Consider the following 23,294-nt stretch of genomic DNA (forward strand, 5'->3'; position numbering starts at 1 on the left):
GTACCCACAAAGGCCTGAATTCAAGATCTATAAGGCGGTAATTATTACACGCCGTCCTGGCGGTCGAGGACCGAGGCCAGCGCCGCATCGAAGCCGGAGGCCTTTGCCGCACCCGCCGTCGGGTCCTGCTGGCGGACGTCGATGACATGGCCGGTCAGCTCGGACAGCAGCACATCGAGCGAGGTGCGGGCGACGGCCTCGGAGGAGAGCAGGCTGCCCGCGGGCTCCTGGCCGAAGGCCTTGGTGCGCATCGGGGTGGCGGTGCGCTCCGGGTTGATGCAGTTGACGCGGATGCCGTCGCCGGCCCACTCGTCGGACAGGGCCTGGGTGAGGTTCACCATGGCGGCCTTGGTGGAGGAGTAGAGGCTGTACTCGGCACGGCCGCGGGTGTAACTGCTGGAGGTGTAGAGCAGCAGCTGGCCCTTGGTCTCCGCGAGGTACTTGTACGAGGAGCGCGCGATCTGCACCGGGGCCAGGTAGTTGACCTTCAGCGCTTCCTCGATGGTGGCGTTGTCCGTCTCGGCGAGCTTGCCGATGCGCAGCACGCCCGCCGTGTTGACGACGTAGTCGATGCGCCCGGTCTCGGCGTACGCCTTGGACAGCGCGTCGTCGACCTCCTCCGGGTTCTCCACGTGCGTGCCGGTGGTGGAGCGGCCCAGCGCGTAGACGTGGGCGCCGTACGCCTGCGCAAGTTCGCAGATGTCCTTGCCGATGCCGTACGAGCCGCCGAAGACGACGACCGTCTTGCCGCCGAGCAGTTCGCGGTAGGCCTCCTCGCCGAACTGCTCGGGCGTGGCGGTGGAGGCCAGCTGGAACAGCTTGTCGGCGATGAACACGTCGACGGGCTGGGTGACCTTCATGTTGTACTCGTCGCCCGCGACGACGTGGATCGGCACGTCCGGCAGATAGCGGAGTACGACCGTGCAGTCGTCCGTGGCCTGGAAGTTGGGGTCGCCGGCCGCGACCTCGTAGGCCCGCTTGATCGTGGACAGCTTGAACGCCTGGGGCGTCTGGCCGCGGCGCAGCCGGGAGCGGTCCGGGATCTCGGTGATGAACTCGCCGTCCTCGCCGTGCGTGCGGGTCACGATGATGGTGTCCGCGGACGGGATGGCGACATCGACGGCCTGGTAACGCTCCAGCGCGGTCACGCAGTCGTCGATCACGCGCTGCGACAGCAGGGGGCGTACGGCGTCATGGAAGAGGACGTTGCGGTCCTCACCCTCGGCCAGGCCCTCGCTGAGCGCGTCGATGGCGCGCTCGGTGGTCTCGTTCCGCGTCGAGCCGCCCTCGATGATCCTGGTGACCTTCTGGAATCCGGCCTTGGCGACGATCTTTTCAATGTCCGGCACATAGCCCGGCGCCATCAGGACGATGACGTCGTCGATCGAGTCGGCCTTCTCGAAAGGGGTCAGGGTGTGCTCGATGACTGCCTTGCCGGCGATCTTCAGCAGCTGCTTGGGGATCGAGAGACCCACACGCTGGCCGGTGCCACCGGCCAGGATCACTGCGGTGGTACGGGGCTTGGCAATGTGCTGTGACACAGGTGACCTACCTTGGGGCGACTGGGGACTTGGAAATGGTCCCACTTGTGGTTACCGCAGTGCAAGGTGAGCGACCTCCACTGCATATGTGCACGCAACCTGGCATTCACCTTGCACGCCTGGTCATGGGCGAGGACGTTCCATGAACCCCCGTGCAATTGCTGTGAGTAACTCCACAGGCGATCGGCATTGCGGAGCGTGACACCCAGGCGGCTCAGCGCCACCGCAGCCGCTTCAGGCACCGATGCCCGAGCACTTTCACCAGTTCCTTGGAAGACGTCTGGTGAACGGTGCGTGCCTTGGTGGGGGCGGTGTGCTTGACGGGCGCCGCGGCCTCCGCGGCCGGCGCGCCGTACAGGGCGTGTGCGGCCGCCTCCGGAGCGATCCGCGGCTCCCCAGCCATCTCGGCACCGATCTCGGAGGCGGCCTCGACGGCCCACTGGGGAGTGCCGATCTTCACGTCATCGGGGCCGGGAGCGCACGTATTCTTCATATGCGTCACGGCGTCATATCGGACGAGCCGCGAATAAAGCCCCTCCGGAAGTCCACTGCCACGGAATTCCACATCAAGATTCCGCAGCATTTCGGTCTCGGCGAGGGTGAGTGACCGGTTTGCGGTGTCCGGAGTGGGCCGCAGAAGATTCCCGGGCAGTCCGAGCAGCGCCTCGAAGATACGCATCAGCCCGCCTTTGCCCCGGTCGTCGACCACGACGACGGTGACCCGCTCGAGCCCAGCGCTCGATGAGCCGGTCGTGCCGGCGCCGGCGCCAGAAGCTGGGGCTGGTCTGCTCGTACGGGGCCTTGCGGAGCATGTGCGCGAGCCAGTCCTCGTAGCCCATGCGCAGGGTGATCAGCACATGCACCCGGTTACCGCCGAGTTCCTCGACGACCCGGGCGATGGTAGCCAGAGGAGGGTTCGTAACTGCTCGCCGGGTCTGCGTGACCGTGCGATCTGGGACGCCGAGTGCGGTGCCGGCGATCCGCCAGGTCGTGAGGGACTCCCCTGCCCCTCGGAGGTGAAAGCGGACGACCGGAACGGTAAGAGGACTCCCTGAGAGCGAACCTCTGCTGAGAGAAGCCTGGGACGGTGTCGAGTCCCAGGCTCTCCCCTACCGACCGTTACACAAGGTGCACGCCCGGCACATCCGACTCCACCCGCAGCTTGGCCAGCGTGCTCGCCGCCGCCGTCGGCTGCCGCACCGTGTCCACGACCCGCACCTGCGCGTCGATCCCGTCGCGGCGGAGGTCGAAGAGGTGGTAGCCGCGGTGGGCGTCGAGCAGCTTCCAGTGCGGGTTGTCCGGCATCCGCGGGTCCCACTCCTTGCGGAAGGCCGCCTGGTCCTGGTCGCCGTTGCTGGAGATGGACGTGCCCACGAACTCGGCGCCGACCACGTCGGAGTCCGGGTTCGCGTAGTCCTTCTTCAGGTCGCTGATCATCGTCAGATGGCGGTCACCGGTGAGCACCACCGGGTTACGGACCTCGGCGAACTCCGCCATCAGCGCGTTGCGTTCGACCTGGTAGCCGTCCCAGGCGTCGTAGAACCACTGCTTGCCCTCGCCGATCAGCAGATCCGTCTCGGCGACCATTATCTGCGAGGCGACCAGGTTCCAGCGGGCGTGCGAGCCGTGCAGCCCGTCCAGCAGCCACTCCCTCTGCTCGGCGCCGAGCATGGTGAGCGACGGGCTCTTGGCGGCTTCCTGGCTGGTCACCTGGTCGCTGCGGTACTGCCGGGTGTCCAGCACATTGAGCCGGGCGAGACGGCCGAACTCCAGGCGGCGGTACATCTGGATGTGCGGCCCGCTGGGGATCGCGCTCGCCCGGACCGGCATGTGCTCGTAGAACGCCTGGTAGCCCGCGGTCAGCCGGGCCACGAACGCGTCGTGGGTCTGCTTGTCCGGGTCCTGCGGGATCTCGCCGGCGAAGTCGTTGTCGATCTCGTGGTCGTCGAAGGTGACCACGAAGGGCGCGCCCGCGTGCATCGCCGCGAGATCGGGGTCGGTGCGGTACTGCGCGTACCGGTTGCGGTACTGGGTGAGGCTGTACGGCTCACCGGTCCCCTCGTGCTTGCGCAGCGCCGTCGTCGACGGCGTCGACTCGTAGATGTAGTCACCGACGAACACCACGACGTCCGGGTCCTGCGCGAGCATGTCGGCGTACGGCGTGAAGTAGCCGTGCTGCCAGTTCTGGCAGGAGGCGAGCGCGACGCGCAAGGTGCCGCCGGAGCTGAGGCGGGAGGGCGCGGTGCGGGTGCGGCCGACGGGCGAAAGCTGGCCGGAGGTGCGGAAGCGATACCAGTACGTACGGCCCGGGCGCAGTCCCCGTACATCGACGTGAACGCTGTGCCCGTACTCGGGCCGGGCCTGGGCGAGGCCCCGGCGCACTCCCTTGCGGAACCGCTCGTCCTCGGCGATCTGCCACTCCACCGGCACGGTGCGCTCGGGCATGCCGCCGCCGTTCAGCGGGTCGGGGGCGAGCCGCGTCCACAGCACGATGCCGTCGGGCAGTGGGTCACCGGAGGCGACACCGAGGCTGAACACCCCGTCGGGAAGCGGGGTTTCGGCTGCTCGGGCCGCCGACGGCAGCCACAGCTGGGCGGAGGCGGCGGCGCCCAGGACGGCGGCGCCCGCGGTCAGAAAGCGGCGTCGGTCGGGGGATACGGCTGGGGTCATGCGCGAACTCCCTTGCCTCGCTGGCCTCTTGGACACTGCAAGGCTCACGCTTCCGGGCAGTCCACCCGTTGAACAGAGGGGTTCGCGTGCATGACAAATAGGGAGACAAGAGGAGACCCGTTGCGACACGGATACAGAACGACAAACGCGATCTTGCCGTAACGGGTCTCATGGGCCGTCAGGAGTCAGACGGCCGCCGGTTTCATCGGCCGTCAGGCATCGACCAGCCGACCAGCACCGGCCGTCAGAGAGTCGACCGACCGGGCTCACCGACCGTCAGAGAGTCGACCGACCGGGCTCACCGACCGTCAGAGAATCTACCGACCGGCCTCACCGGCCGTCAGGAGTCGGCCGACCAGTCTCATCGACGGTCGGTTGTCGGTCAGCCGAGGGGACGCAGCGTGCGAACTCACCGCCGAGGTCGGTCGGGACCGTGCCGGGCGTTCCCGCGCCGAGGCTGAGCGAGCCGGTCGCGTCGGGCCGGTGCCGGCGGAGCGGACGGCCCAGCCAAAGCAGCCTGGGCGAAGTCCGCTGCGGTTCGGCAGCGCCCCAAAGGGGCGCGGGGCTGTATCTGAATATGCGGCTCCGCCGCGATGGGGGTCCCCCCCGGGTTCGAGCGAAGCCGAGAACTTGGGGGAGCGACCAGCCACGACGGCGCCGCAGACGACCGACGACCCATCACCGCACTTCCCGCGGAGCGCTTAGCGTCGTCCCCCTGGTTCTCGCTCGCGGCGCCGACGCACAACTCGACCCGGCCGTCGCGGTCGGTGTCGACCAGCGGTGTCGCTGCCGAAGAAGTCGTTCTGCTCCGCCGTACCCCGGCACGTTCGCAGCGGGGCTGGAACGAAGCCTCCCTAGAACGGATCGAAGTCGTCGAACTCCTGCTCCGCCTCGTCCCGCTCCGCCTGCCGGTCCCGCCGCCGCTGTGCCGCGGGCCTCGGCGCCTCGAGCCGATGGTCCTCGCCCCGTCGGCCCAGCATCTCCGCACCGGCCATCACCGACGGCTCCCAGTCGAAGACGACCGCGTTCTCCTCGGGCCCGATGGCGACGCCGTCTCCGTTCCGGGCGCCCGCCTTCATCAACTCCTCTTCCACACCAAGGCGGTTGAGCCGGTCGGCGAGGTAGCCCACGGCCTCGTCGTTGTTGAAGTCGGTCTGGCGCACCCAGCGTTCGGGCTTCTCGCCCCGCACCCGGAAGAGCCCGTCGTCCTCACGCGTGACGGTGAAGCCCGCGTCGTCCACGGCCTTCGGCCGGATGACGATCCGCGTCGCCTCCTCCTTCGGCTTGGCGGCCCGCGCCTGCCCCACCAACTCCGCGAGCGCGAACGACAGTTCCTTCAGCCCGATGTGCGCCACCGCGGACACCTCGAAGACCCGGTAACCACGAGCCTCCAGATCCGGCCGCACCATCTCGGCGAGGTCCTTGCCGTCCGGTACGTCGACCTTGTTCAGGACGACCATCCGGGGCCGGTTGTCGAGCCCGCCGTACTCCCGCAGCTCGGCCTCGATGACATCGAGGTCGGACACCGGATCGCGCTCGGACTCCAGGGTGGCGGTGTCGAGGACGTGCACGAGCACGCTGCACCGCTCCACGTGGCGCAGGAACTCCAGGCCGAGCCCCTTGCCCTGGCTGGCACCGGGAATGAGTCCCGGCACGTCGGCGATCGTGTAGACGGTGGACCCGGCGGTCACGACACCCAGGTTCGGGACGAGGGTCGTGAACGGGTAGTCCGCGATCTTCGGCTTGGCCGCGCTCAGCACAGAAATGAGGGACGACTTGCCGGCGCTCGGGTACCCGACCAGCGCCACATCGGCGACCGTCTTCAGCTCCAGGACGATGTCCTGCAGATCCCCCGGCTCACCGAGCAGCGCGAAGCCGGGCGCCTTGCGGCGGGCGGAGGCGAGAGCGGCGTTGCCGAGCCCGCCCCGGCCGCCCTGCGCGGCGACGTACGACGTGCCGTGCCCGACCAGGTCGGCGAGCACATTGCCCGCCTTGTCGAGGACGACGGTGCCGTCCGGCACGGGAAGGATCAGGTCCTGCCCGTCCTTGCCGGAGCGGTTGCCGCCCTCGCCGGGCTTGCCGTTGGTGGCCTTGCGGTGCGGGGAGTGGTGGTAGTCGAGCAGCGTGGTGACGGACTGGTCGACGGTGAGGATGACATCGCCACCGCGCCCGCCGTTACCGCCGTCGGGTCCGCCGAGCGGCTTGAACTTCTCACGGTGAACGGAGGCACAGCCGTGGCCTCCGTTACCCGCGGCGACATACAGTTCGACGCGGTCCACGAAGGTGGTCATGTGGGGTGCCTCCAGTTACGTACGCGAATGTCTTCTGATCAACACGCGAAAGGCGGACCCGCTTCCCGTGAGGGAAGTGAGGTCCGCCTCGCGAAAGCTTCCGATCAGGCGACCGGAACGATGTTCACGACCTTGCGGCCACGGCTGGTGCCGAACTCCACCGCACCGGCCTGCAGCGCGAACAGCGTGTCGTCGCCGCCACGGCCGACGCCCGCACCGGGGTGGAAGTGGGTACCGCGCTGGCGGACCAGGATCTCGCCCGCGTTGACGACCTGACCGCCGAAGCGCTTCACGCCGAGGCGCTGAGCGTTGGAGTCACGACCGTTACGGGTGGACGATGCGCCCTTCTTGTGTGCCATCTCTCCTCAGTCCCTTACTTCGCAGCCGCGGGGATCTCAGTGACCTTGATCGCCGTGTACTGCTGGCGGTGGCCCTGACGACGGCGGTAGCCGGTCTTGTTCTTGTAGCGAAGGATGTCGATCTTGACGCCCTTGTGGTGGTCCACGACCTCGGCCTGGACCTTGATGCCGGCCAGCACCCACGGGTCGCTGGTGACGGCCTCGCCGTCGACAACGAGCAGGGTCGAGAGCTCGACCGTGTCGCCAACCTTGGCAGTGGAAATCTTGTCAACCTCAACGATGTCGCCGACAGCAACCTTGTGCTGGCGACCACCGCTGCGCACGATGGCGTACACGCGGATCTCACTCTCTCGCTCGGGAACGGCACCCCCGCAGTCCAGCCGCCCGGCAGAGCGAGCAGCCTCTCCCGGCCGGTGCTGGCCCGAGAGGAAGAGGTTTACGGGGATGTGGCACGTCATCTGTGGACACGCCGACGGTCAAGGTTACGGGGCCACGGCCGAACGGGTCAAACCGGGCCCGCTGGTGTGCGGCCGAGGTGATCAGCCGCACACCAGCGTTCGGTTCTAGCTCTCGTCGGCGGAGGCCGTGACGGACGGCTGCGTCTGCTCCGCCGCCACGGTCTTCTTCGACGTCGACTTCGCGGCCTTCTTGGTGGCGGTGGACTTCGCCGCCTTCTTGGCCGTCGTCTTCTTGGCGGCGGTCTTGGTGGCCGCCGTCTTCTTGGCGGCGGTCTTCTTCGCCGTGGCCTTCTTGGCCGTCTTACGGGCCGTCTTCTTGGCCGGAGCAGCCTCCTCGGCGCCCGCTGCTTCAGCAGGGGCCTCAGTGGCAGCCTCCGCGGCCGACGGCATGACCACGACGGCCGTGTCCTCGGACGTGGTCGGCGCGGTTGCCTTCCGTACCGCACGGCGCCGCGTACGGGCCGGAGCCGCGCTCTCCTCGGCGGCCGGAGCCTCGACGGGAGTCTCGGCCTGCGGTTGTTCGGCGACAGCCGTGGGCGTGGCCTCGGCGACCGTCACCACGGCAGCCTCGGCGCCCGCGGGCGAACCGGCCGGCGCGGACACCTTGCGGGTCGCGCGGCGACGCGTACGGCCCTTGGGCGCGGCCTCTTCTGCGGCCGGAACGACCGGGTCCTCGACCGCGACCGGCTCGGCGTGCGCCTCGGCAGCCGACTCCGGCTGCACCGGACGCTCGACCTCCCGCTCGATCTCGGCGGCCCGCTCGGCGCGGTCGGCCTTGTCCGCCTCTCGCTTGGGCGCGCCCGCCGGAGCCGATGCCCGACGGCCGGCCCGGCGCCGCGAACGGCCTCGTCCGACCGCGGCCTCCGCCTCGGCGACGCTGCTGTACAGCTCCTCGTCCGGCGCGTAGTCGGGAGCGGTCAGCGCGACCGGCTCGGCGACCTCGGCGGCCACCTCGGCCTCGCTCTCCGCCTCCTGCTCGACGGTCTCGAAGGCCTCGGCGCCCTCGACGACGACCGCGGCCTCGTGCTCGTGGACCTGTCCGTCACCGCCACGCCCGCGCTTACGGCGCTTGCCGCCGCCTCCGGTGGAGGTCGGCTGCTCCATGTGCACGATGACTCCGCGCCCGTTGCAGTGGACGCAGGTCTCCGAGAAGGACTCCAGCAGCCCCTGTCCGACCCGCTTACGGGTCATCTGGACCAGGCCCAGCGAGGTCACCTCGGCCACCTGGTGCTTGGTCCGGTCCCGGCCCAGGCACTCCAGCAAGCGCCGCAGCACCAGATCCCTGTTGCTCTCCAGCACCATGTCGATGAAGTCGATGACGACGATGCCGCCGAGGTCCCGCAGCCGCAGCTGGCGCACGATCTCCTCGGCCGCCTCCAGGTTGTTCCTGGTCACGGTCTCTTCGAGGTTGCCGCCCTGGCCGGTGAACTTGCCGGTGTTGACGTCGATCACGATCATCGCTTCGGTCTTGTCGATCACCAGCGAACCGCCGCTGGGCAGCCAGACCTTGCGGTCGAGGGCCTTCATCAGCTGCTCGTCGATCCGGTACGTGGCGAACACGTCGACCTCGGAGGTCCACTTCTGCAGCCGGTCCGCGAGATCGGGCGCGACATGGGCGACATACCCGTGGACGGTGTCCCAGGCCTCGTCACCGCTGACGATGACCTTGGAGAAGTCCTCGTTGAAGATGTCGCGGACGACCCGGACGGTCATGTCCGGCTCGCCGTACAGCAGCGTCGGAGCGTTGCCGTTCTTGGCCTTCTTCTGGATGTCCTCCCACTGCGCCTGCAACCGCTCGACGTCCCGGCGCAGCTCGTCCTCGCTCGCGCCCTCGGCGGCGGTGCGCACGATGACGCCCGCGTCCTCGGGGACGATCTTCTTGAGGATGGTCTTCAGCCGGGCCCGCTCGGTGTCGGGCAGCTTGCGGCTGATGCCGGTCATGGAGCCCTCGGGCACGTACACGAGGTAGCGGCCCGGGAGGGAGACCTGGCTGGTGAGCCGGGCGCCCTTGTGTCCGATCGGGTCCTTGGTGACCTGCACGAGGACGGACTGGCCCGACTTCAGCGCGGACTCGATACGCCGCGGCCCGTTGGCCATGCCGAGCGCCTCGAAGTTGACCTCACCGGCATAGAGCACGGCATTGCGGCCCTTGCCGATGTCGATGAAGGCGGCCTCCATCGAGGGCAGGACGTTCTGCACCTTGCCGAGATACACATTGCCGACGTACGAGGTCGCCTGCTCCTTGTTGACGTAGTGCTCGACGAGCACGCCGTCCTCCAGGACGCCGATCTGCGTACGCTCGCCGCTCTGCCGTACGACCATGACGCGCTCGACGGCCTCACGGCGGGCCAGGAACTCGGCCTCGGTGATGATCGGGACACGACGGCGCCCCTGCTCACGGCCTTCACGGCGGCGCTGCTTCTTGGCCTCCAGACGTGTGGAGCCCTTGATGGACTGCACCTCGTCGGACGGCTCGGCCTTCGGGCGGGGCTCGCGGACCTTGACGACAGTGCGCTCGGGGTCGTCGTCGGACAGCTCGCCGGCATCACCGCCGTCACCGGAGCGACGGCGACGACGGCGCCGACGACGGCTGCTGCTGGAGCCGCCGGATCCACCACCCTGCTCCTCGCGGCCCTCGGCCTCTTCCTCGTCTTCCTCGACCTGCTCGGCGGTGTCCTCGGCGTCCTGCTCGGCGGCGGCCTCCTCGGCCTCCTCCGACTCGTCCTCGCCACCCGGCTCCGCGGACTCACCACGGCGACGGCGACGGCCGCCACGCCGACGGCGACGACGCGAGCCGGTCTCCTCGGCCTCGTCACTCTCGACGGTGTCCTCGGCCTGCTCCTCGGCCTCGTCCGCCGCATCCTCCACGGCGGTCTCGGCGGCGGCCTGCGGCTCGGCCTCCTCACCGAAGGCGGCACCCCGGCGCCGGCGCCGACGCCGCGCCCCGGCCTGCTCCTCCGGGAACTCCTCGGGCTCCACGACCTCGGCCTCCGCAGCCGCCTCGGCCGCGGCCCGCTGGGGCGTCTGGAACTTCGGCTCGGTGAACACGGGCGCCTGGAACACCGGCGCGACCGGCCGCCTCGGCCGACGCGACGTCTCTTCCTCGCCCTCGGCGCCCTCCGCCGCGGCAGGCTGCGCGGGCTCGGCGAACCCGACGGCAGCCGAACGCACGGAACGGCGACGCGAACGCCGGGAGACAGCCCCTTCGGCAGCCTCGGCGGCGGGCTTCTCCGCGGCACGCGGCTCTTCCGCGGCCTCCTCGGCAACCTTCTCCGCCTCAGCCGGAGCTGCCTCTACGGCGGACTCGGCGGCGGTCACTCGCCGGGTGGCCCGGCGGCGCGCACGACGCGGGGCGGCCTCCTCGGCGACTTCGGCGACCTTCTCTGCCTCAGCGGCGGGCGCCTCGGTGCTCTCGACGACGTCGGCAGCGGCCGGAGCGGCGGTCTCGGCGGTCTCGGTGGACTCCACAGCCGCAGGCGCAGCGGCGGGCGCGGACACCCGTCGAGTGGCACGCCGACGCGCACGGGGCGGAGCGGCGTCCTCGGCGGCTTCCGCAGCCGCGACCGGCTCGGCGGCCACGTCGGCAGCGGGCTCGACGGTCTCAGCGGCGGGCACGACCACCTCGGTGGCCGGTACGACGGTCTCGGCGGTCTCGGCCGCCGCCGGAGCCCCGGCAGGCGCCGACGCACGGCGGACAGCACGACGACGCGTTCGCCCAGCGGGCGCGGTCGTCTCTACCGCCTCAGCAGGCTTCTCAGCCTCTTCAGCCTTTTCGACCTCAGCGGCCTCTTCAGCCATAACGGCGTCTCCGGCCTCTTCAGTCTCTTCGGCCGCTGCAACCGCTGCGGCCTCTTCGATGTTCTCGGTCACGTCACTCACGACGCTCGCCTCGGCCACAGCGGCCCCGACTGCCTCTTCGGCAAGGTCCGCGGACTCAGCCACGGCCGGTATGGCCGGCGCGACGGTCTCCGCCGCGGCCTCTGGCGTGCCGGCGGGCGGTCCCGCCGGGCGGGAAGCGGCACGGCGCCGACGACGCGGCGGCAGGGTGTCGCTGGGGGTGTTCGGTTCGGAGTCCGTGACGGACTCATTCGGTTCGGTCGGCTCGAGCATGCGGGCGTTTCTCCCGTCAGGCTCCCGGGCGCCGCACCTGGTCCGGCGTGGATGCCGGTGACGTCCGCGGCTCGCGCGATGCGCGGTGCCGCCGTCCGGGGCGCGGGCGCCGCTCGGGAGCTCTCTGTGTCCTGTCTCGCCGGTTCCGTACGCCGATTTGCGTACGGCCTGGCGAAAGTCTTCTGGTGGGTGCGCTGCCCGACCCAGGTGGCTCCCGAGTACCAGGGCGGCGCTACGACGTCCGTCCTACGCGGAACCTTCCTTACGCCGGCGCCTTCGCGGCGGCAGACGATGGTTCGGCCGATGGGGGGGCCGTGTCTGCCTCGCGGTCGGGCGCGAGCGGGTCGGTCACCGTGCCGGTCTCTTCATCGAACAGCCCCTGCGCCAGCCTGGTCACCCCTGCGGGGACCGGCGGCGCCAGGTCGGCCACGGCGCGGAGACCGGACAGGACGTCGTCGGGTCGTACGGCAGGCGTCACGTGCCGAACAACCAGCCGCAGTATCGCACAGGGCTGGTCGGTCGGCCTATCAGCCGCCGAACTGTGCGTTTCAAGGCTGACGACCGCGGGGCGGGCGTCAAAGGTCCGTACGCCGTTCTTGGTCATCCGCTGGACCTCTACGGACTCGGCGGTGGTGAAGGCCCGGACCGCGCGCTCGGCGTCGGCCGGGTCCACTCCGTCGAGCCGCAGCTCCCATTCGGATGCCGTGAGCCGGTCGGCGAGCCCCGAGGTCCGGGACTCGACCGCCTCGATGATGTCGAGCCCGGTGGGCATCGACTCGTCGAGCAGAACCCTCAGCTTCTCCGGGTCGCGCGCCTCGGTGAGCGCGATCTCCAGGTACTCCGCCTCACTGCCCGTGCCGGTGGGTGCGGCATTGGCGTACGACACCTTCGGATGCGGCGTGAACCCCGCCGAGTACGCCATCGGCACCTCGGCACGGCGCAGCGCACGCTCGAAGGCACGCTGGAAGTCACGGTGGCTGGTGAACCGGAGGCGGCCGCGCTTGGTGTAGCGCAGTCGGATGCGCTGCACCGCGGGTGCGGGCGGCGGGCCTTCGGGCTGTCGCTTGCCCAGTGTCGTTCAGTCCTTCGTGAGAGCGGTCGTACTGCTACCAAGAGTACGTGTCTCGGCGCCCGCAGGTTCCCGCCGTACGACCTCCTCCCGCTCCCGCGGCCGGCCGAACAGCATCTGCCGGACGTCGGCCCTGGCCTGGCGCACGGACTCCCGCGCGGATTCCAGCGCCTGCCGGGCGACCCGCCCCACACCGCGCGCGGCCTCGGCGGCGGGCCGCAGCACGGCGTCCCGCACCACATGCCCCACCGGCGTCAGCACGCTCCGGTACACCCACCGCACCGGCTCGACGAAGATCCACCGCAGGAGCGTCCCGAGGAACCGCCCCACGGCCCGCGAGATCCGCCCCGCGACCCGCCACGCATGCCCGAGCGCCTCCCCGACCTCCCGCCCGATGACGGCGAGCACCCGGCCGACGGGCACGAGGATGTACCGCCACAGCCCAAGGGCGGGCAGCACGAGGAGAACCCGCGCGGTCCAGTACAGGGCCACTCCGATCCCCGTGACGATCATGCGCAGCACCCACACGAGCCCGTTCACGCACCACGCGATGGCCCGTCCGACGGGCGTGAGGACCCACTCGTACAGCCACAGAGCAGGTACGACGAGCAGATACCGCACCAGCCAGGCCACGACGCCGTACACACCGACCGCGACCGCGGCAAGCACCATCCCGATGCCCCTGAGCACCCACATGATCCCGTGCCCGAGAGGCGTCAGCAGCCGCACGTAGATCCACTCGAGACCGGCCCCGATCCCCCGGGCCGCCCAGGCGATCGCATGCCCGACGGGAGTCAGCAGGTACCGATACGCCCACACACATGGCACGACGACGAGCACGTTCCCGAGCCACGCCAGCCCCTTGCCGAGGGGGACGACGGCATACCGCCACAACCCCACGAACGGCCACACGAAGACCGCCCGCCCCACCCACAGCAACGCCCGCCCGAGCGGCCGGAACACCGCGTCGTTCAGGAACCGCGCGGCGACGACAAGTCCGTCCCACACCATCCGCACCGGCACGACCAGCACAAGCACCACGATCCGTACGGGAATCCGAATCGCGACGACGAGGCACCCCTCGGGGTTCTGCTGCTGTGGCGGGGGCGGCGACTTCTCGAGATCCATACCTGCGTAGACGCTTCAGCACCCCGTCCGGATGCAGTAAGGATCACGGTCCGGAGCTGGAGGCCGGTCTCGGATTGATCGTGTCGAAGTAGACGCTGTCCGTACCTGAATCGAAGTGGAACGCGCCGTAGTCGGTGTCGCTCGTCATCTCACGGTCAAAGGACTCGCTCCGGACCCACCTTGCGCTCTGCGGCATGAACTGCGTGAGGACACCCGGCGGTTGGTCCGGCTTCTCGGGCTGAAAGTCCCACTGCGGCGCCCCTGCGAGTGTGGCGACACGACCCGCTCTCAGCCGCGCCAGGCCGACGACACGAACGTCCGTGGGGCCCGGCGCCGGCACCCGTGAGTCCGAGCCCATGACAATGCTCAGCCAATGAGCGTCGGAGAGTGGGCCGAGCGCGGTGAACCGGCGCTCCAGTGGTGCCAAGTCCGTACGGACCTTGTCGCCGTCGGTGCCGCTCGAACCCGACCGGCACGAGGAGAGCGCCACCGCCCCACCAAGCGCAAGCACAAGTGCTCTCCGACGTCCGATGTCTGCCGAGCCACCCACGAAACGTCCTCCCTTGCAGTCCATCAGCAGGCGCCCGCGCGCACCGACGCGAAGAGCTCCACCCGGTCGGGTTCCTCCATGTGCCCGGCCTGCAAGGCGAGCCATTCAGTGCCGTCGACCTCCCTGGCAAGACCCTCGGTGGCCGCCCGCACCTCGGCCGCGGACACCCCGTTGTCGTCGTGCCGATCACCATGACCACCACTCCCACCACCCCCGCGATGCGCCTGTAGAGGAACTGCTCGTCGGACGGTGTGAGCGCCCTGGCAGCCGCTTCGGGGGCGCGGTATTGCTCCATCCCCCTCTCAAAGAGCCGCCGCGGACCGATCAGCGTCATCACAAGAAGGACCGCGGCGACGACAAAGAACACCACAGCGATCCCGACCATCGCTTCCCCCAGCCCGCGCCCAACATGAGCCCTGTTCCCGCCGACTCCTCCTTGCGGACGCTATGCGCTCACAGACGGGAGGGGTCCCGGTTCGGTCAGCCACCACCTGGGGCGGCTGCACGGGACGGCCATCATCGCTTCACGAAGAGCTCACACGCTTCATGAAGATCTGACACGCTTCGTGAAGAGCTGCACCAGCGAAGCTCGATCAGCAGTCGTGATCAGCAGACGGAAGGGAGCACCAGCCATGTCGCTCGCCCGCGTCCACAACTTCTCCATCTCCCTCGACGGCTTCGGCACCGGTGACGGTCAGAGCCATGACGCACCGTTCGGCCACGCCGGCGAAAGGCTGCACGAGTGGATGTTCACCACCGGGTTCTGGCACAACATGACCGGCCGTCCCGGCGGGACCCGCGGCCTCGACGACGCCTTCGCGCGGCAGTTCGAGCCCGGCATCGGCGCCGAGATCATGGGCGCCGGCAAGTTCGGCTACCCCGGATGGCACGAGGACCCGGACTGGAAGGGATGGTGGGGGCCCAACCCGCCGTTCCACACACCGACGTTCATCCTCACCCATCACACGCGCCCGCCGATCGAGATGGAGGGCGGCACGACCTTCCACTTCCTCGACACCTCGCCCGCCAAGGCGCTCGAGACGGCCCGCGAGGCCGCGGGCGGCCAGGACGTACGCATCGGCGGCGGACCCACCGTGATCCGCGACTTCCTCGCCGCCGGCCTCATCGACCACATGCACGTCGTGGTGACCCCGATCCTGCTCGGCCGAGGCGTCCGCCTCTGGGACGGACTGGAGGCCACCGAGCAGGACTACAACATCGAGGCCGCTTCCTCGCCCAGCGGAGTCACGCACGTGACCTTCACCCGCGCGGGCCTCTGAACCACGTCAGCGACCCGCGCCGCGCAGGCGGATTCAGTGAGCGTGACCGCTGGTCGCGGAGTTCTTGACCGTCAGCGGGAGCAACTTCTTCCCCGTAGGCCCGATTTGAATGGACGTGTCCATCTGGGCCATATACCAACGGGGTTAAATCCACACTACCGTCGTTGACATGGGAAAACGAACGAGGACTAGGGCAGCAACTGATCGGCAGCAGTACGCCGTTGAGGCCGAGTGGAGCGAAGCGGATCTTGCACTTCTAGAGGAACTGAAGAGAGCGGACGCCCTCTTACCCGACGACGCCCCAAGGGCCCTGTTGTCCGTGCGCCTGTCCGTCCTCACCGACGACACGACATCACCGGTCCGGCAAGAGCTTGATCTCAGGATCCTCGCCAGGGAGCGCGGCTATCGAGTCGTCGGTGTCGCCAGCGACCTCAACGTGTCGGCGACGAAGGTGCCCCCGTGGAGGCGCAAGGAGCTCGGGGACTGGCTGAACAACCGGGCGCCAGAGTTCGACGTACTGCTCTTCTGGAAGCTGGACCGTTTCGTACGACGGCTCACAGACCTGAGCACCATGATCGACTGGTGCCTGAAGTACGGGAAAAACCTGGTCTCCAAGAACGACTCGATCGACCTGACCACGACGGCCGGAAAGATCATGGTCACGATCGTCGGCGGCATTGCCGAGATCGAAGCGGCCAACACGAGTACGCGCGTCGCGAGCCTCTGGGACTACACCAAGACACAGAGCAACTGGCTTGTGGGCAAGCCAGCGTTCGGCTACGAGACGGCGGTGGACGAGAACGGGAAGGTGGTTCTCGTGATCAACCGCAACGCGTACAAGGCACTGCACTGGTGCCGGAACGCAGCGCTGAGGGCGAACGGTGCGTCCGCCCGGCGCATGGCCAAGGTCCTCGTCCGATCCGGGCTCTGCGGTCCCGGGCTGACGGCGACGACCCTGCTCCGGCGCCTCCGAAACCCGGCGCTCATGGGGTACCGCGTAGAGGAGGACAAGAACGGAGGCGTCCGCCGTTCGAAGATCGTTCTGGGCAACGACGGAAAGCCCATCCGCGTTGCCGATGGCATCTTCACCGAGGATGAGTTCCACAGCCTCCAAGCCGTACTGGATCAAAACGGGAAGGATCAACCGACCCGAAACCCGGAGGGGGCAACGAAGTTCCTCGGGGTTCTGATCTGCCATGACTGCGGCACCAACATGACGGTGCAGAACACCCGCACCGAAGGTCGGTTGTACTCCTACCTGCGATGCGGCAAGTGCAAGAGCGGAGGCCAGGGCGCGCCGAACCCCGAGGCGATCTACAGCAAGCTTGTCGACGACGTCCTGAGGGTTCTGGGCGACGAGCCCGTCATGACCCGCGAGTACCGGCAGGGGGCCGAGGCCCGCAAGGAACAGAAGCGCCTCGAAGAGTCCGTCAGCTACTACATGACCGGCCTGGAGCCGGGAGGCCGCTTCACGAAGACCCGGTTCACCAAGGAGCAGGCCGAGAAGACGCTGGACGACCTCATCAAGCAGTTGGAGGCCATCGACCCCGAGTCGACCAAGGACCGGTGGATCGCGGTACACAACGGCAAGTCGTTCCGCGCCCAGTGGGAGGAAGGCGGCATGGAAGCCATGGCCGCCGATCTACTCCGGGTCGGCGTGCAGTGCAAGATCAAGCGGACGAAGGTGAAGGGCGTACGCGCTCCGCACATCCACATGAAGCTCATGATCCCCAAGGACGTGCGGGACCGCCTGGTACTCAAGGAAGACGACTTCGCGCAGGTCTTCTGACCCCGACTCTGCCACCACACGACGCGACCGCCTTCCCGAGTCACGTGAAGTTGCTTGCTCAGGGCCGGAGCAGGCTGGAGCCCGAGTCGGGTGGCACGACGGCGGCAAGCGCCGCATAGTCCTCAAGAATCCGCAGCAGATGAGGTATCGGGACCAGCTCGCGTTCGCGCCGCACGAACGGGCCGATCGCCTCCCACGTGCGGACGATCCTGTTGTTGAGCGTCATCAAGTAGCGGTCGTCGATGATGCCCAACCGCTTGAGCACTACGAAGTTGTGGAGGAAGAAGGCCACGTCATAGATGGCCTCCTGAGCCTCCGTAGGCAGGCCGGAGATGCCGAGATCAGGATCGTGATCGGCTCCGAGCCGATGAATGACGTACCGATGGTGTTGATGAAACTTCGCTGACCGGAAGTCATCGAGCAACGCCACGTACGCAGGAAGGTAGTTGGCGCGCTTCATGGACGACACCTGCTGGAAGGCGAAGTAGCTCGAACTCAGCAGTGCCAGTACTGACAGGCTGATCGCCACGATATTGAGAATCATCCGATTCCATCCCTTCGCCCAGAAACCTCCGCACCGGATAGACAGAGCTGGTGGGACCCCGGTTCCCAAGCACGGGTACCAGTCACCGCAGGCCAGCCTCTTCCTGGCCTTCACAAGCATCACCTGCACCCCCATCGGCTACCACCGACTCGCTAAATATGATTACTTGTTATTCGAACCAGGACGCTGGATCGAACGGCTCTTCCGTGCCGTCGTCATCAACGATCACTATTTCGCTTTCGATCAGACTCGAAGCCCTGTCGTCGCCAGCCCGGGGCAGCGCCGAGCGCCGAAGCTGCTGGGGTTCAACGTCGGGTAGTGGAGTTATCGGCCCCACTCCCCTTCTTGTCTCACCTCCGCGCAGAGCCGCCTGGACACTGAGAGGTCTTCGGCGATTCCGGCTGCGATGAGTGCGGCGCCGGGGGTGTGGCCGGAGCCGACGTAGCGCCAGTGCCGATCGGTGACGGTCTCGGGGATGTCGGCGTGGCCGAGGTGGTGGGCGCGTTCGACGCGCAGTGCCTCGTATGTCGTGGAGTAGGCGCGGGACTTGGTGAGGATGTGGCCGCGGTAGCCGATGGTGTGGGCCCAGGTGCGCAGGTGTAGGGGTGTGTATTCGGAGAGTGCGCCGAGGCGCCAGCAGGTACGCATCAGGGTGCGAACATGTTCGCTTACGGATGCCGCGTCGACGTCGTCCCAGGTGGTGACCCTGTGGTCGATGCCGGCGCCTGTCTCACTCGCTCCCTTGGTGACGTACTTGGCCACGTACGCGGCCACGACGTCATCATCCGGCCCGCCGCTATCGGGGCGCAGCGGACGGGCGTCGATCTGGGCTCCCCATCGCAGCACCAGCTCACCCACGGCAGGGCTTTAGGGCGTGTGGATCAGGACCCGCCGGGCGGATCTACGTACGGCATCGGTGAGCAGTTGCGCAGTGCCCCAGGCCGGGGGCTCGTCGTCGGGTCCGCTCGGGCCGTCGAGGCGGATGATCGCGTGGACGTGGACAGCGGCGCGTTTCTGGTACTCGGCGACGCGGGCGAAGGACAGCCGGGCGTGCCGGGCGAAGTGGGACTGTACAAGGCCGACCGAGGAGGCGATGCGCCGCCGGACGTCGATGACGAATCGGTCCCACAGCTTGGAGGCGTGCGCGTGCCACAGCACGTGGGCGGTGTAGTCGTAGCAGTCGGGGCAGAGCGGTTGGCCGACAACCAGCGCATCTGGGGCGTGGACGTCGCCGCAGCCAAGGGAGCGTCCGTGTTCACAGACGCCGCCATCGCGGCGGGGACGACATACTCCCCGGCACGGTGGACCGGGCCGAAGGACGGGGCAGTCAGGGTGACGAAGAGCCGGGGCCGGTGCCGGACCGTCGCGGGGACATTCTTGCCGCCGAGGAGGCCCGCGCGGACGAGGTGGAAGGTGTCGCCTGCGTGGAAGCGGGAGCAGGCCGGGCACACGGTTGCGCGTCGGTTGCGGCAGCGGACGAGGAGGCGTTCGCCGGGTTCGTCGCGAGTGTCGTAGTGGCGGAGGATCTCGCCGGTTGTGCCGTCCAGGGTGGTGGTCGAGCCGGAGAGGTGGACGGGGTGGGAGCAGCCGCCGGTTGCGGTGATCTGCTCCAGCCAGCGCGGAAAGTTTGGGTCTTGGGCGATGCGGATGGCGTCGCGGTCTGCTTCGGGGAGCTGACCCGACGTGCACCGGACACGACCTCGACCGTACCGACCGAAGCGCGGAGCGTGTCCACCCCACCAGCGGAGGGGTCAGGACCCGGAGCAGCCCTCAGCCTTCATGGCCTTGTCGTGTGATCCATCATCGGAAACGTCCATAAAGGACACACTCACTTCCTCACCTGCCTTAAGAAGAGAGGCACCGCCGGTGTAGTCATCGTTCGCAAATTGCCCTGGTAATCGCACCCACTTAATTCCATAGGCGTCGACGAAGCTCAGAGCGGTAACCCTTAGGCCATTCTGGATGTATTCCTGATCGGCAACGTCCCACAAGCCTCTGTTCTCTTCACGCGACGCCCATTCCCACGCGAGACGTATGGGGATCTCAAGTCGCGCACAAGGAAGCACCACCTGCCGGTACGTCGAGATGCGTTCCGTGAAGTCAAAATGCCTATTCGTGATCAAAGAAAACTCCACACGGACACCATATATTGGGTCGAGCGATCGGTTCAGGATGGCTACTTTCCCTCTCTTTTCATCCCCCTCGGTCCAGAAAGAAATCATTGCCGCTTGCCTGCGCTCTTCACGGTTCTGCTGATCTCGCGATTGCTCCAACTGATCGTCAGCCACTCGGGCACCATAATAGGTACTCCATGCAGTAAAAGCGAGCCCTAGAGCAGCGACTGCGGTTGTAACTAGGGTGGCTGCCTTTACCCAACTGTCGCCGCCGTTCTCAGCCCTTCGATCGCTGATTTTATTGCTTCCCCGAGCACGCCTGAGGGACGCCGAGGAAAGCACACTTACATGAGAAGGACGTCGAAAGCGGCGAGATAATTGCCGTGTTCTCATTTCTCCCTCAATCGGCGAACAAGCCTTGTCTACTCGGCTGCGGCTGGATCATAGAAGCGCCCTCGATCTCGTGTGGGTAGGTCGGGGCGCCACTTCCACCACGGTCGACCGTACCGAAGACAAAGATCACGATGAAGTCGAATCCTCGTGATCCATCGCAAAGACTTTGGAGCGGCGTACTGGACATACAGCGGTGTAGCCATGATCAGGCGGGAAGTCCATTCGCCATTCGGGAGATTGAAATTTACCCGTGCCAGCCCTTGCACCCTCGCACGCTGCAAAGGGGAGTGGTGCTTCTGGGCGATGCGGAAAACGTCTCTTGCTATCTGTTCGGGCCGATTGATCCTCGGCACAGAAAGCGCCCGCTGCGTCAGTTCCTCTGGGATTCCAGCCGCACCGACGTCATCCTGCTCATCGATTTTGAGGATGAGGTTGTGTAGCCACCTTGTACCGGAGCCCAGACGGCCAACTGTAGCGGTCCGCTCTAATAGATGCTCAGTTGCACCGCACAGCATGAGATCAACCGTGGCAGGGCCGCCCGTGCGATCACCCGGCAGGGATCCGCAGAACAAGAGCACGTCGTCGAGGTCCGGCAAGGCGCTGTCTTCGTGCGACGTCCCCCAGCCCATTTCCAAATCGAAGTAGACCCAGTCGCCAGTCTTCAGATCTGGTGCGTAGAAGTGCGAAGCCTCCCGCTCCAGGTGCTGCCGCACCTTTCGAAGCCGTCGCACTTCTACCTCGGTTGGAGTGAGGGGAGCACCGGGACCGATCCCTATCGTTGCCACCTGAAGATCAACTTCGACGTTCCAAGAGGGCGACATGCCCGGAGTTCGTTCCGGAAAGAAAGCATCGAGTCGTCGACGAGAGAAGTAGATCATCTCGCTGAAGCGCACACTGCCCCCTGCCTCTGCACATTGACTTCATGGCACAGGGAACATTGAAGCACTGCACCTACGTGAGTGCTTGTAGGGGGTGAGCCGACTCACTACTCACTCGCGGTCAACACACGGCCAACCAGAGCCATCCCGCATGGCTCTGGCGCCGTTGCTGACCTCAGACCACTCCACATCGGAATGGATCGGTTGTGAGTTCAAGCTCAGTAGTCAGTAACAGTCACGCGTGCACCAGTCGCGGCGTCGATGGCAATGTCCTCTTTGCCGCTGCCGATGAGCCAGACCGGGCGCCACTCGCCCTTTACCTGTTGGGCGAGGAGCAGACCCTTATCGGCTGGCAGGCCAGTCACGTTGCGCACGAGGGCTCTGGCCTCGGCCTCGTCGATCTTTACCCGTTCAAGCGACGGGTCGTCGACAGTCTTGGCCACGAAGCCGATGACACGTCCTGTCGTAGTGATCGTGAGGTCAAGGCGCATGGGCATCATGACCCCATCCTTGGTATATCGCCGGTAAACCACGGCGTAAGCACGCGTTGGCCCGTCACCGAGAGTGCGGATTCGCTGTTTGCTTCCTACTACGTCCTTCGGGAACCACTTGCGGGCGAAATCATCAGCAGCCGCCGCTACTTGCTTTTCGCTGAGGTTTCCTTCATCGCCACGTGTATTCGAAGACCACGCGCGCTCCAAATCCTTCTGGGGCCACCAGCCAGAAATCGACCCATGATTTGTCTCAGCGGTGATCTTAAGACGGTTCCCGTCCTTCTCTGTGGCGGTCTCGCGGGTCTGGGTATCAGCACCGAAGATTCCCTTGGCGGCCCCGGTGATCCACTCATCGGCTTGAATGGCCGCCTCCGCGCGGTCGTGCCGCTGATCGTCCTTGGCAACAACATCGACTGACTGAATCCGAGATTGGAAGAACCCCACAAGAGCGATCGTGCCGACTACTGCAAGCAACGATCCCCAGAGCAGGTCACGGACGGGACGGCCCAGTTGTTGCCGCCGCCAATACAGCCAGAGGGTCCCCATTACCGAACCCAATATGGCTCCTGTCGCATTTGCTGCGATGTCTGTCACGCTGCACGAACGGCCCAGGTTTGCCACGGACTGAACAAGCTCAATGGTTGCACTCAGGGACGTGAACACCGCAGCAACTGTGACTGGCCGCTTGTACAGCACGACAGCGAGCAGCGCACCCGGCGTGAAAAGAGCGACGTTCAGCAGGGAGCTCGCGGACGTGAACAGGTGGATGGGCGCGCCGGTGTCACATTGGTTCGATTCCAAGCCGGCATTGCCGGACAGGAGGGTGACTGCCAGAATGCCAGCGATATAGACGGCGAGAACCACCGGCAGTGGCCATGGGTTGTCTCTGGCCTTGGCCACAAGAGCCGTCGGCACCGCGACAATAGCGGCGAGAACCAGGAAGGTAACAATCAGGCCTGGCACCGCAGCGATAGATGCTTCAATCACAAGAGGACCTTCACAGCAGGAGGCCGGGGCGCTGACCTGCGCCCCGGCTGCTGCGGAATCTAACAGACGTCCACGTTCGGGGTGTAGTAGTTGCCGGTACTGGCCTTCATGTACCCGGCAATGTCACAGGATTCCGTGTCGGACTTCCTCTTTCCGCCCCAGCTGTGCGAGAGCGTCTGGCCCGAGGATATGGACTTCTGAGTGTCCAGGAAGAGCGAGTTCCCGTCGTCCATGGCCAGCTGAATCGTTACCTTGTTGCCCCCGGTCTTCTTGTACGTCGTGGAGGAGTAATACAGGGTGCAGTTGCCGCTCACCTGACAGCCGTCACTCGCGGAGACGCTCAGAGTCCCGTTCGATAGCGCCGTGCTCTTCGTACCGAAGGCGAACGCACTCGTTCCTGTCATCACGAGCGCACTCGTCATGGCAGCGACGACCAACTTCTTACGCAACATGGCCATTCCCCCTCTTAGTCAAGGTTGACCTGCGTTAGTCACAAGATCAACAACCCAGGGAAGGCCAGAGGCTGTGGACTACAAAAGCCAGATCCGGCGGAATTTTGACTCAAAGCGATCTCGCAGGATGGCTTGATCGACTTCACATGAGGTTCCCCGGTCGAGATCCAGACGGAGGCTGGACCCT

The 23,294-nt window shown here is 67.0% G+C and carries 18 protein-coding genes and 1 pseudogene; 2 read left to right on the top strand and 17 right to left on the bottom strand.

Features of this window, described 5'->3' with window-relative positions; genetic code table 11:
• Positions 1–44: 44 nt before the first annotated feature.
• The 11 genes from QQY66_RS15895 to QQY66_RS15945 form a co-directional block, all read right to left on the bottom strand.
• Positions 45–1,541, bottom strand: a complete 1,497-nt coding sequence (locus QQY66_RS15895; RefSeq protein ID WP_301980993.1) for a bifunctional cytidylyltransferase/SDR family oxidoreductase — start codon at positions 1,539–1,541, stop codon at positions 45–47.
• A 214-nt stretch (positions 1,542–1,755) separates the two neighbouring features.
• Positions 1,756–2,220 carry a hypothetical protein gene (locus QQY66_RS15900; RefSeq protein WP_367666973.1) on the bottom strand — a complete coding sequence of 155 codons (465 nt, stop codon included), beginning with the start codon at positions 2,218–2,220 and terminating at the stop codon, positions 1,756–1,758.
• A gap of 440 nt (positions 2,221–2,660) precedes the next feature.
• Positions 2,661–4,211 (bottom strand): alkaline phosphatase, encoded by a 1,551-nt coding sequence (locus QQY66_RS15905; protein ID WP_301980994.1) that lies wholly within the window; start codon positions 4,209–4,211, stop codon positions 2,661–2,663.
• Positions 4,212–5,065: 854 nt separating this feature from the next.
• Positions 5,066–6,502 carry a GTPase ObgE gene (gene obgE / locus QQY66_RS15910; RefSeq protein ID WP_301980995.1) on the bottom strand — a complete coding sequence of 479 codons (1,437 nt, stop codon included), beginning with the start codon at positions 6,500–6,502 and terminating at the stop codon, positions 5,066–5,068.
• 104 nt (positions 6,503–6,606) lie between these two features.
• Positions 6,607–6,861, bottom strand: coding sequence for a 50S ribosomal protein L27 (rpmA, locus tag QQY66_RS15915; RefSeq protein WP_030051735.1), 255 nt, complete (start codon positions 6,859–6,861; stop codon positions 6,607–6,609).
• A 14-nt stretch (positions 6,862–6,875) separates the two neighbouring features.
• Complete coding sequence (gene rplU, locus QQY66_RS15920; protein WP_030601628.1) at positions 6,876–7,196, bottom strand: 50S ribosomal protein L21; 321 nt, start codon at positions 7,194–7,196, stop codon at positions 6,876–6,878.
• A 228-nt stretch (positions 7,197–7,424) separates the two neighbouring features.
• The gene (locus QQY66_RS15925; RefSeq protein WP_301980996.1) at positions 7,425–11,429 is read right to left on the bottom strand and encodes a ribonuclease E/G; all 4,005 of its coding nucleotides are present in this window, start codon (positions 11,427–11,429) and stop codon (positions 7,425–7,427) included.
• A 262-nt stretch (positions 11,430–11,691) separates the two neighbouring features.
• Entirely contained in the window at positions 11,692–12,459 is a 768-nt protein-coding gene (locus QQY66_RS15930; protein ID WP_301980998.1) for a TIGR03936 family radical SAM-associated protein, read from the bottom strand.
• A 48-nt stretch (positions 12,460–12,507) separates the two neighbouring features.
• Positions 12,508–13,626: a hypothetical protein gene (locus tag QQY66_RS15935; protein ID WP_301980999.1), complete on the bottom strand. Its 1,119-nt coding sequence runs from the start codon at positions 13,624–13,626 to the stop codon at positions 12,508–12,510.
• A gap of 43 nt (positions 13,627–13,669) precedes the next feature.
• Complete coding sequence (locus QQY66_RS15940) at positions 13,670–14,116, bottom strand: hypothetical protein (RefSeq protein WP_301981000.1); 447 nt, start codon at positions 14,114–14,116, stop codon at positions 13,670–13,672.
• 83 nt (positions 14,117–14,199) lie between these two features.
• Entirely contained in the window at positions 14,200–14,343 is a 144-nt protein-coding gene (locus QQY66_RS15945) for a hypothetical protein (protein ID WP_301981001.1), read from the bottom strand.
• Between the two features lie 465 nt (positions 14,344–14,808).
• Here QQY66_RS15945 and QQY66_RS15950 point away from each other — a divergent pair, with 465 nt between their 5' ends.
• Entirely contained in the window at positions 14,809–15,456 is a 648-nt protein-coding gene (locus QQY66_RS15950; protein WP_301981002.1) for a dihydrofolate reductase family protein, read from the top strand.
• 169 nt (positions 15,457–15,625) lie between these two features.
• Positions 15,626–17,245, top strand: a complete 1,620-nt coding sequence (locus tag QQY66_RS15955; RefSeq protein ID WP_301981003.1) for a recombinase family protein — start codon at positions 15,626–15,628, stop codon at positions 17,243–17,245.
• Positions 17,246–17,303: 58 nt separating this feature from the next.
• Here QQY66_RS15955 and QQY66_RS15960 read toward each other — a convergent pair whose 3' ends face one another.
• From QQY66_RS15960 to QQY66_RS15985, 6 genes and pseudogenes are all read right to left on the bottom strand, one after another.
• Positions 17,304–17,789 carry a hypothetical protein gene (locus QQY66_RS15960; protein WP_301981004.1) on the bottom strand — a complete coding sequence of 162 codons (486 nt, stop codon included), beginning with the start codon at positions 17,787–17,789 and terminating at the stop codon, positions 17,304–17,306.
• A gap of 324 nt (positions 17,790–18,113) precedes the next feature.
• Positions 18,114–19,438: pseudogene (locus QQY66_RS15965) on the bottom strand (replication initiator).
• Between the two features lie 102 nt (positions 19,439–19,540).
• On the bottom strand, positions 19,541–20,077 hold the full coding sequence (locus QQY66_RS15970) for a hypothetical protein (protein ID WP_301981005.1): 537 nt from the start codon (positions 20,075–20,077) through the stop codon (positions 19,541–19,543).
• 248 nt (positions 20,078–20,325) lie between these two features.
• The gene (locus QQY66_RS15975) at positions 20,326–21,189 is read right to left on the bottom strand and encodes an SAVMC3_10250 family protein (protein WP_301981006.1); all 864 of its coding nucleotides are present in this window, start codon (positions 21,187–21,189) and stop codon (positions 20,326–20,328) included.
• A 203-nt stretch (positions 21,190–21,392) separates the two neighbouring features.
• The gene (locus QQY66_RS15980) at positions 21,393–22,655 is read right to left on the bottom strand and encodes a VanZ family protein (protein WP_301981007.1); all 1,263 of its coding nucleotides are present in this window, start codon (positions 22,653–22,655) and stop codon (positions 21,393–21,395) included.
• A gap of 59 nt (positions 22,656–22,714) precedes the next feature.
• A complete protein-coding gene (locus tag QQY66_RS15985; protein WP_301981008.1) occupies positions 22,715–23,107 on the bottom strand; it encodes a hypothetical protein in 393 nt (130 codons plus the stop codon).
• Positions 23,108–23,294: the final 187 nt, after the last annotated feature.

The organism is Streptomyces sp. DG2A-72 (assembly GCF_030499575.1).
Classification (GTDB): domain Bacteria; phylum Actinomycetota; class Actinomycetes; order Streptomycetales; family Streptomycetaceae; genus Streptomyces.

Coding starts and splice junctions, on each gene's coding strand:
- QQY66_RS15900 (WP_367666973.1), bottom strand. CDS start 2,220: ATGCGTATCTTCGAGGCGCTGCTCGGACTGCCCGGGAATCTTCTGCGG.
- QQY66_RS15905 (WP_301980994.1), bottom strand. CDS start 4,211: ATGACCCCAGCCGTATCCCCCGACCGACGCCGCTTTCTGACCGCGGGC.
- obgE (WP_301980995.1), bottom strand. CDS start 6,502: ATGACCACCTTCGTGGACCGCGTCGAACTGTATGTCGCCGCGGGTAAC.
- rpmA (WP_030051735.1), bottom strand. CDS start 6,861: ATGGCACACAAGAAGGGCGCATCGTCCACCCGTAACGGTCGTGACTCC.
- QQY66_RS15925 (WP_301980996.1), bottom strand. CDS start 11,429: ATGCTCGAGCCGACCGAACCGAATGAGTCCGTCACGGACTCCGAACCG.
- QQY66_RS15935 (WP_301980999.1), bottom strand. CDS start 13,626: ATGGATCTCGAGAAGTCGCCGCCCCCGCCACAGCAGCAGAACCCCGAG.
- QQY66_RS15950 (WP_301981002.1), top strand. CDS start 14,809: ATGTCGCTCGCCCGCGTCCACAACTTCTCCATCTCCCTCGACGGCTTC.
- QQY66_RS15955 (WP_301981003.1), top strand. CDS start 15,626: ATGGGAAAACGAACGAGGACTAGGGCAGCAACTGATCGGCAGCAGTAC.
- QQY66_RS15960 (WP_301981004.1), bottom strand. CDS start 17,789: ATGATTCTCAATATCGTGGCGATCAGCCTGTCAGTACTGGCACTGCTG.
- QQY66_RS15985 (WP_301981008.1), bottom strand. CDS start 23,107: ATGTTGCGTAAGAAGTTGGTCGTCGCTGCCATGACGAGTGCGCTCGTG.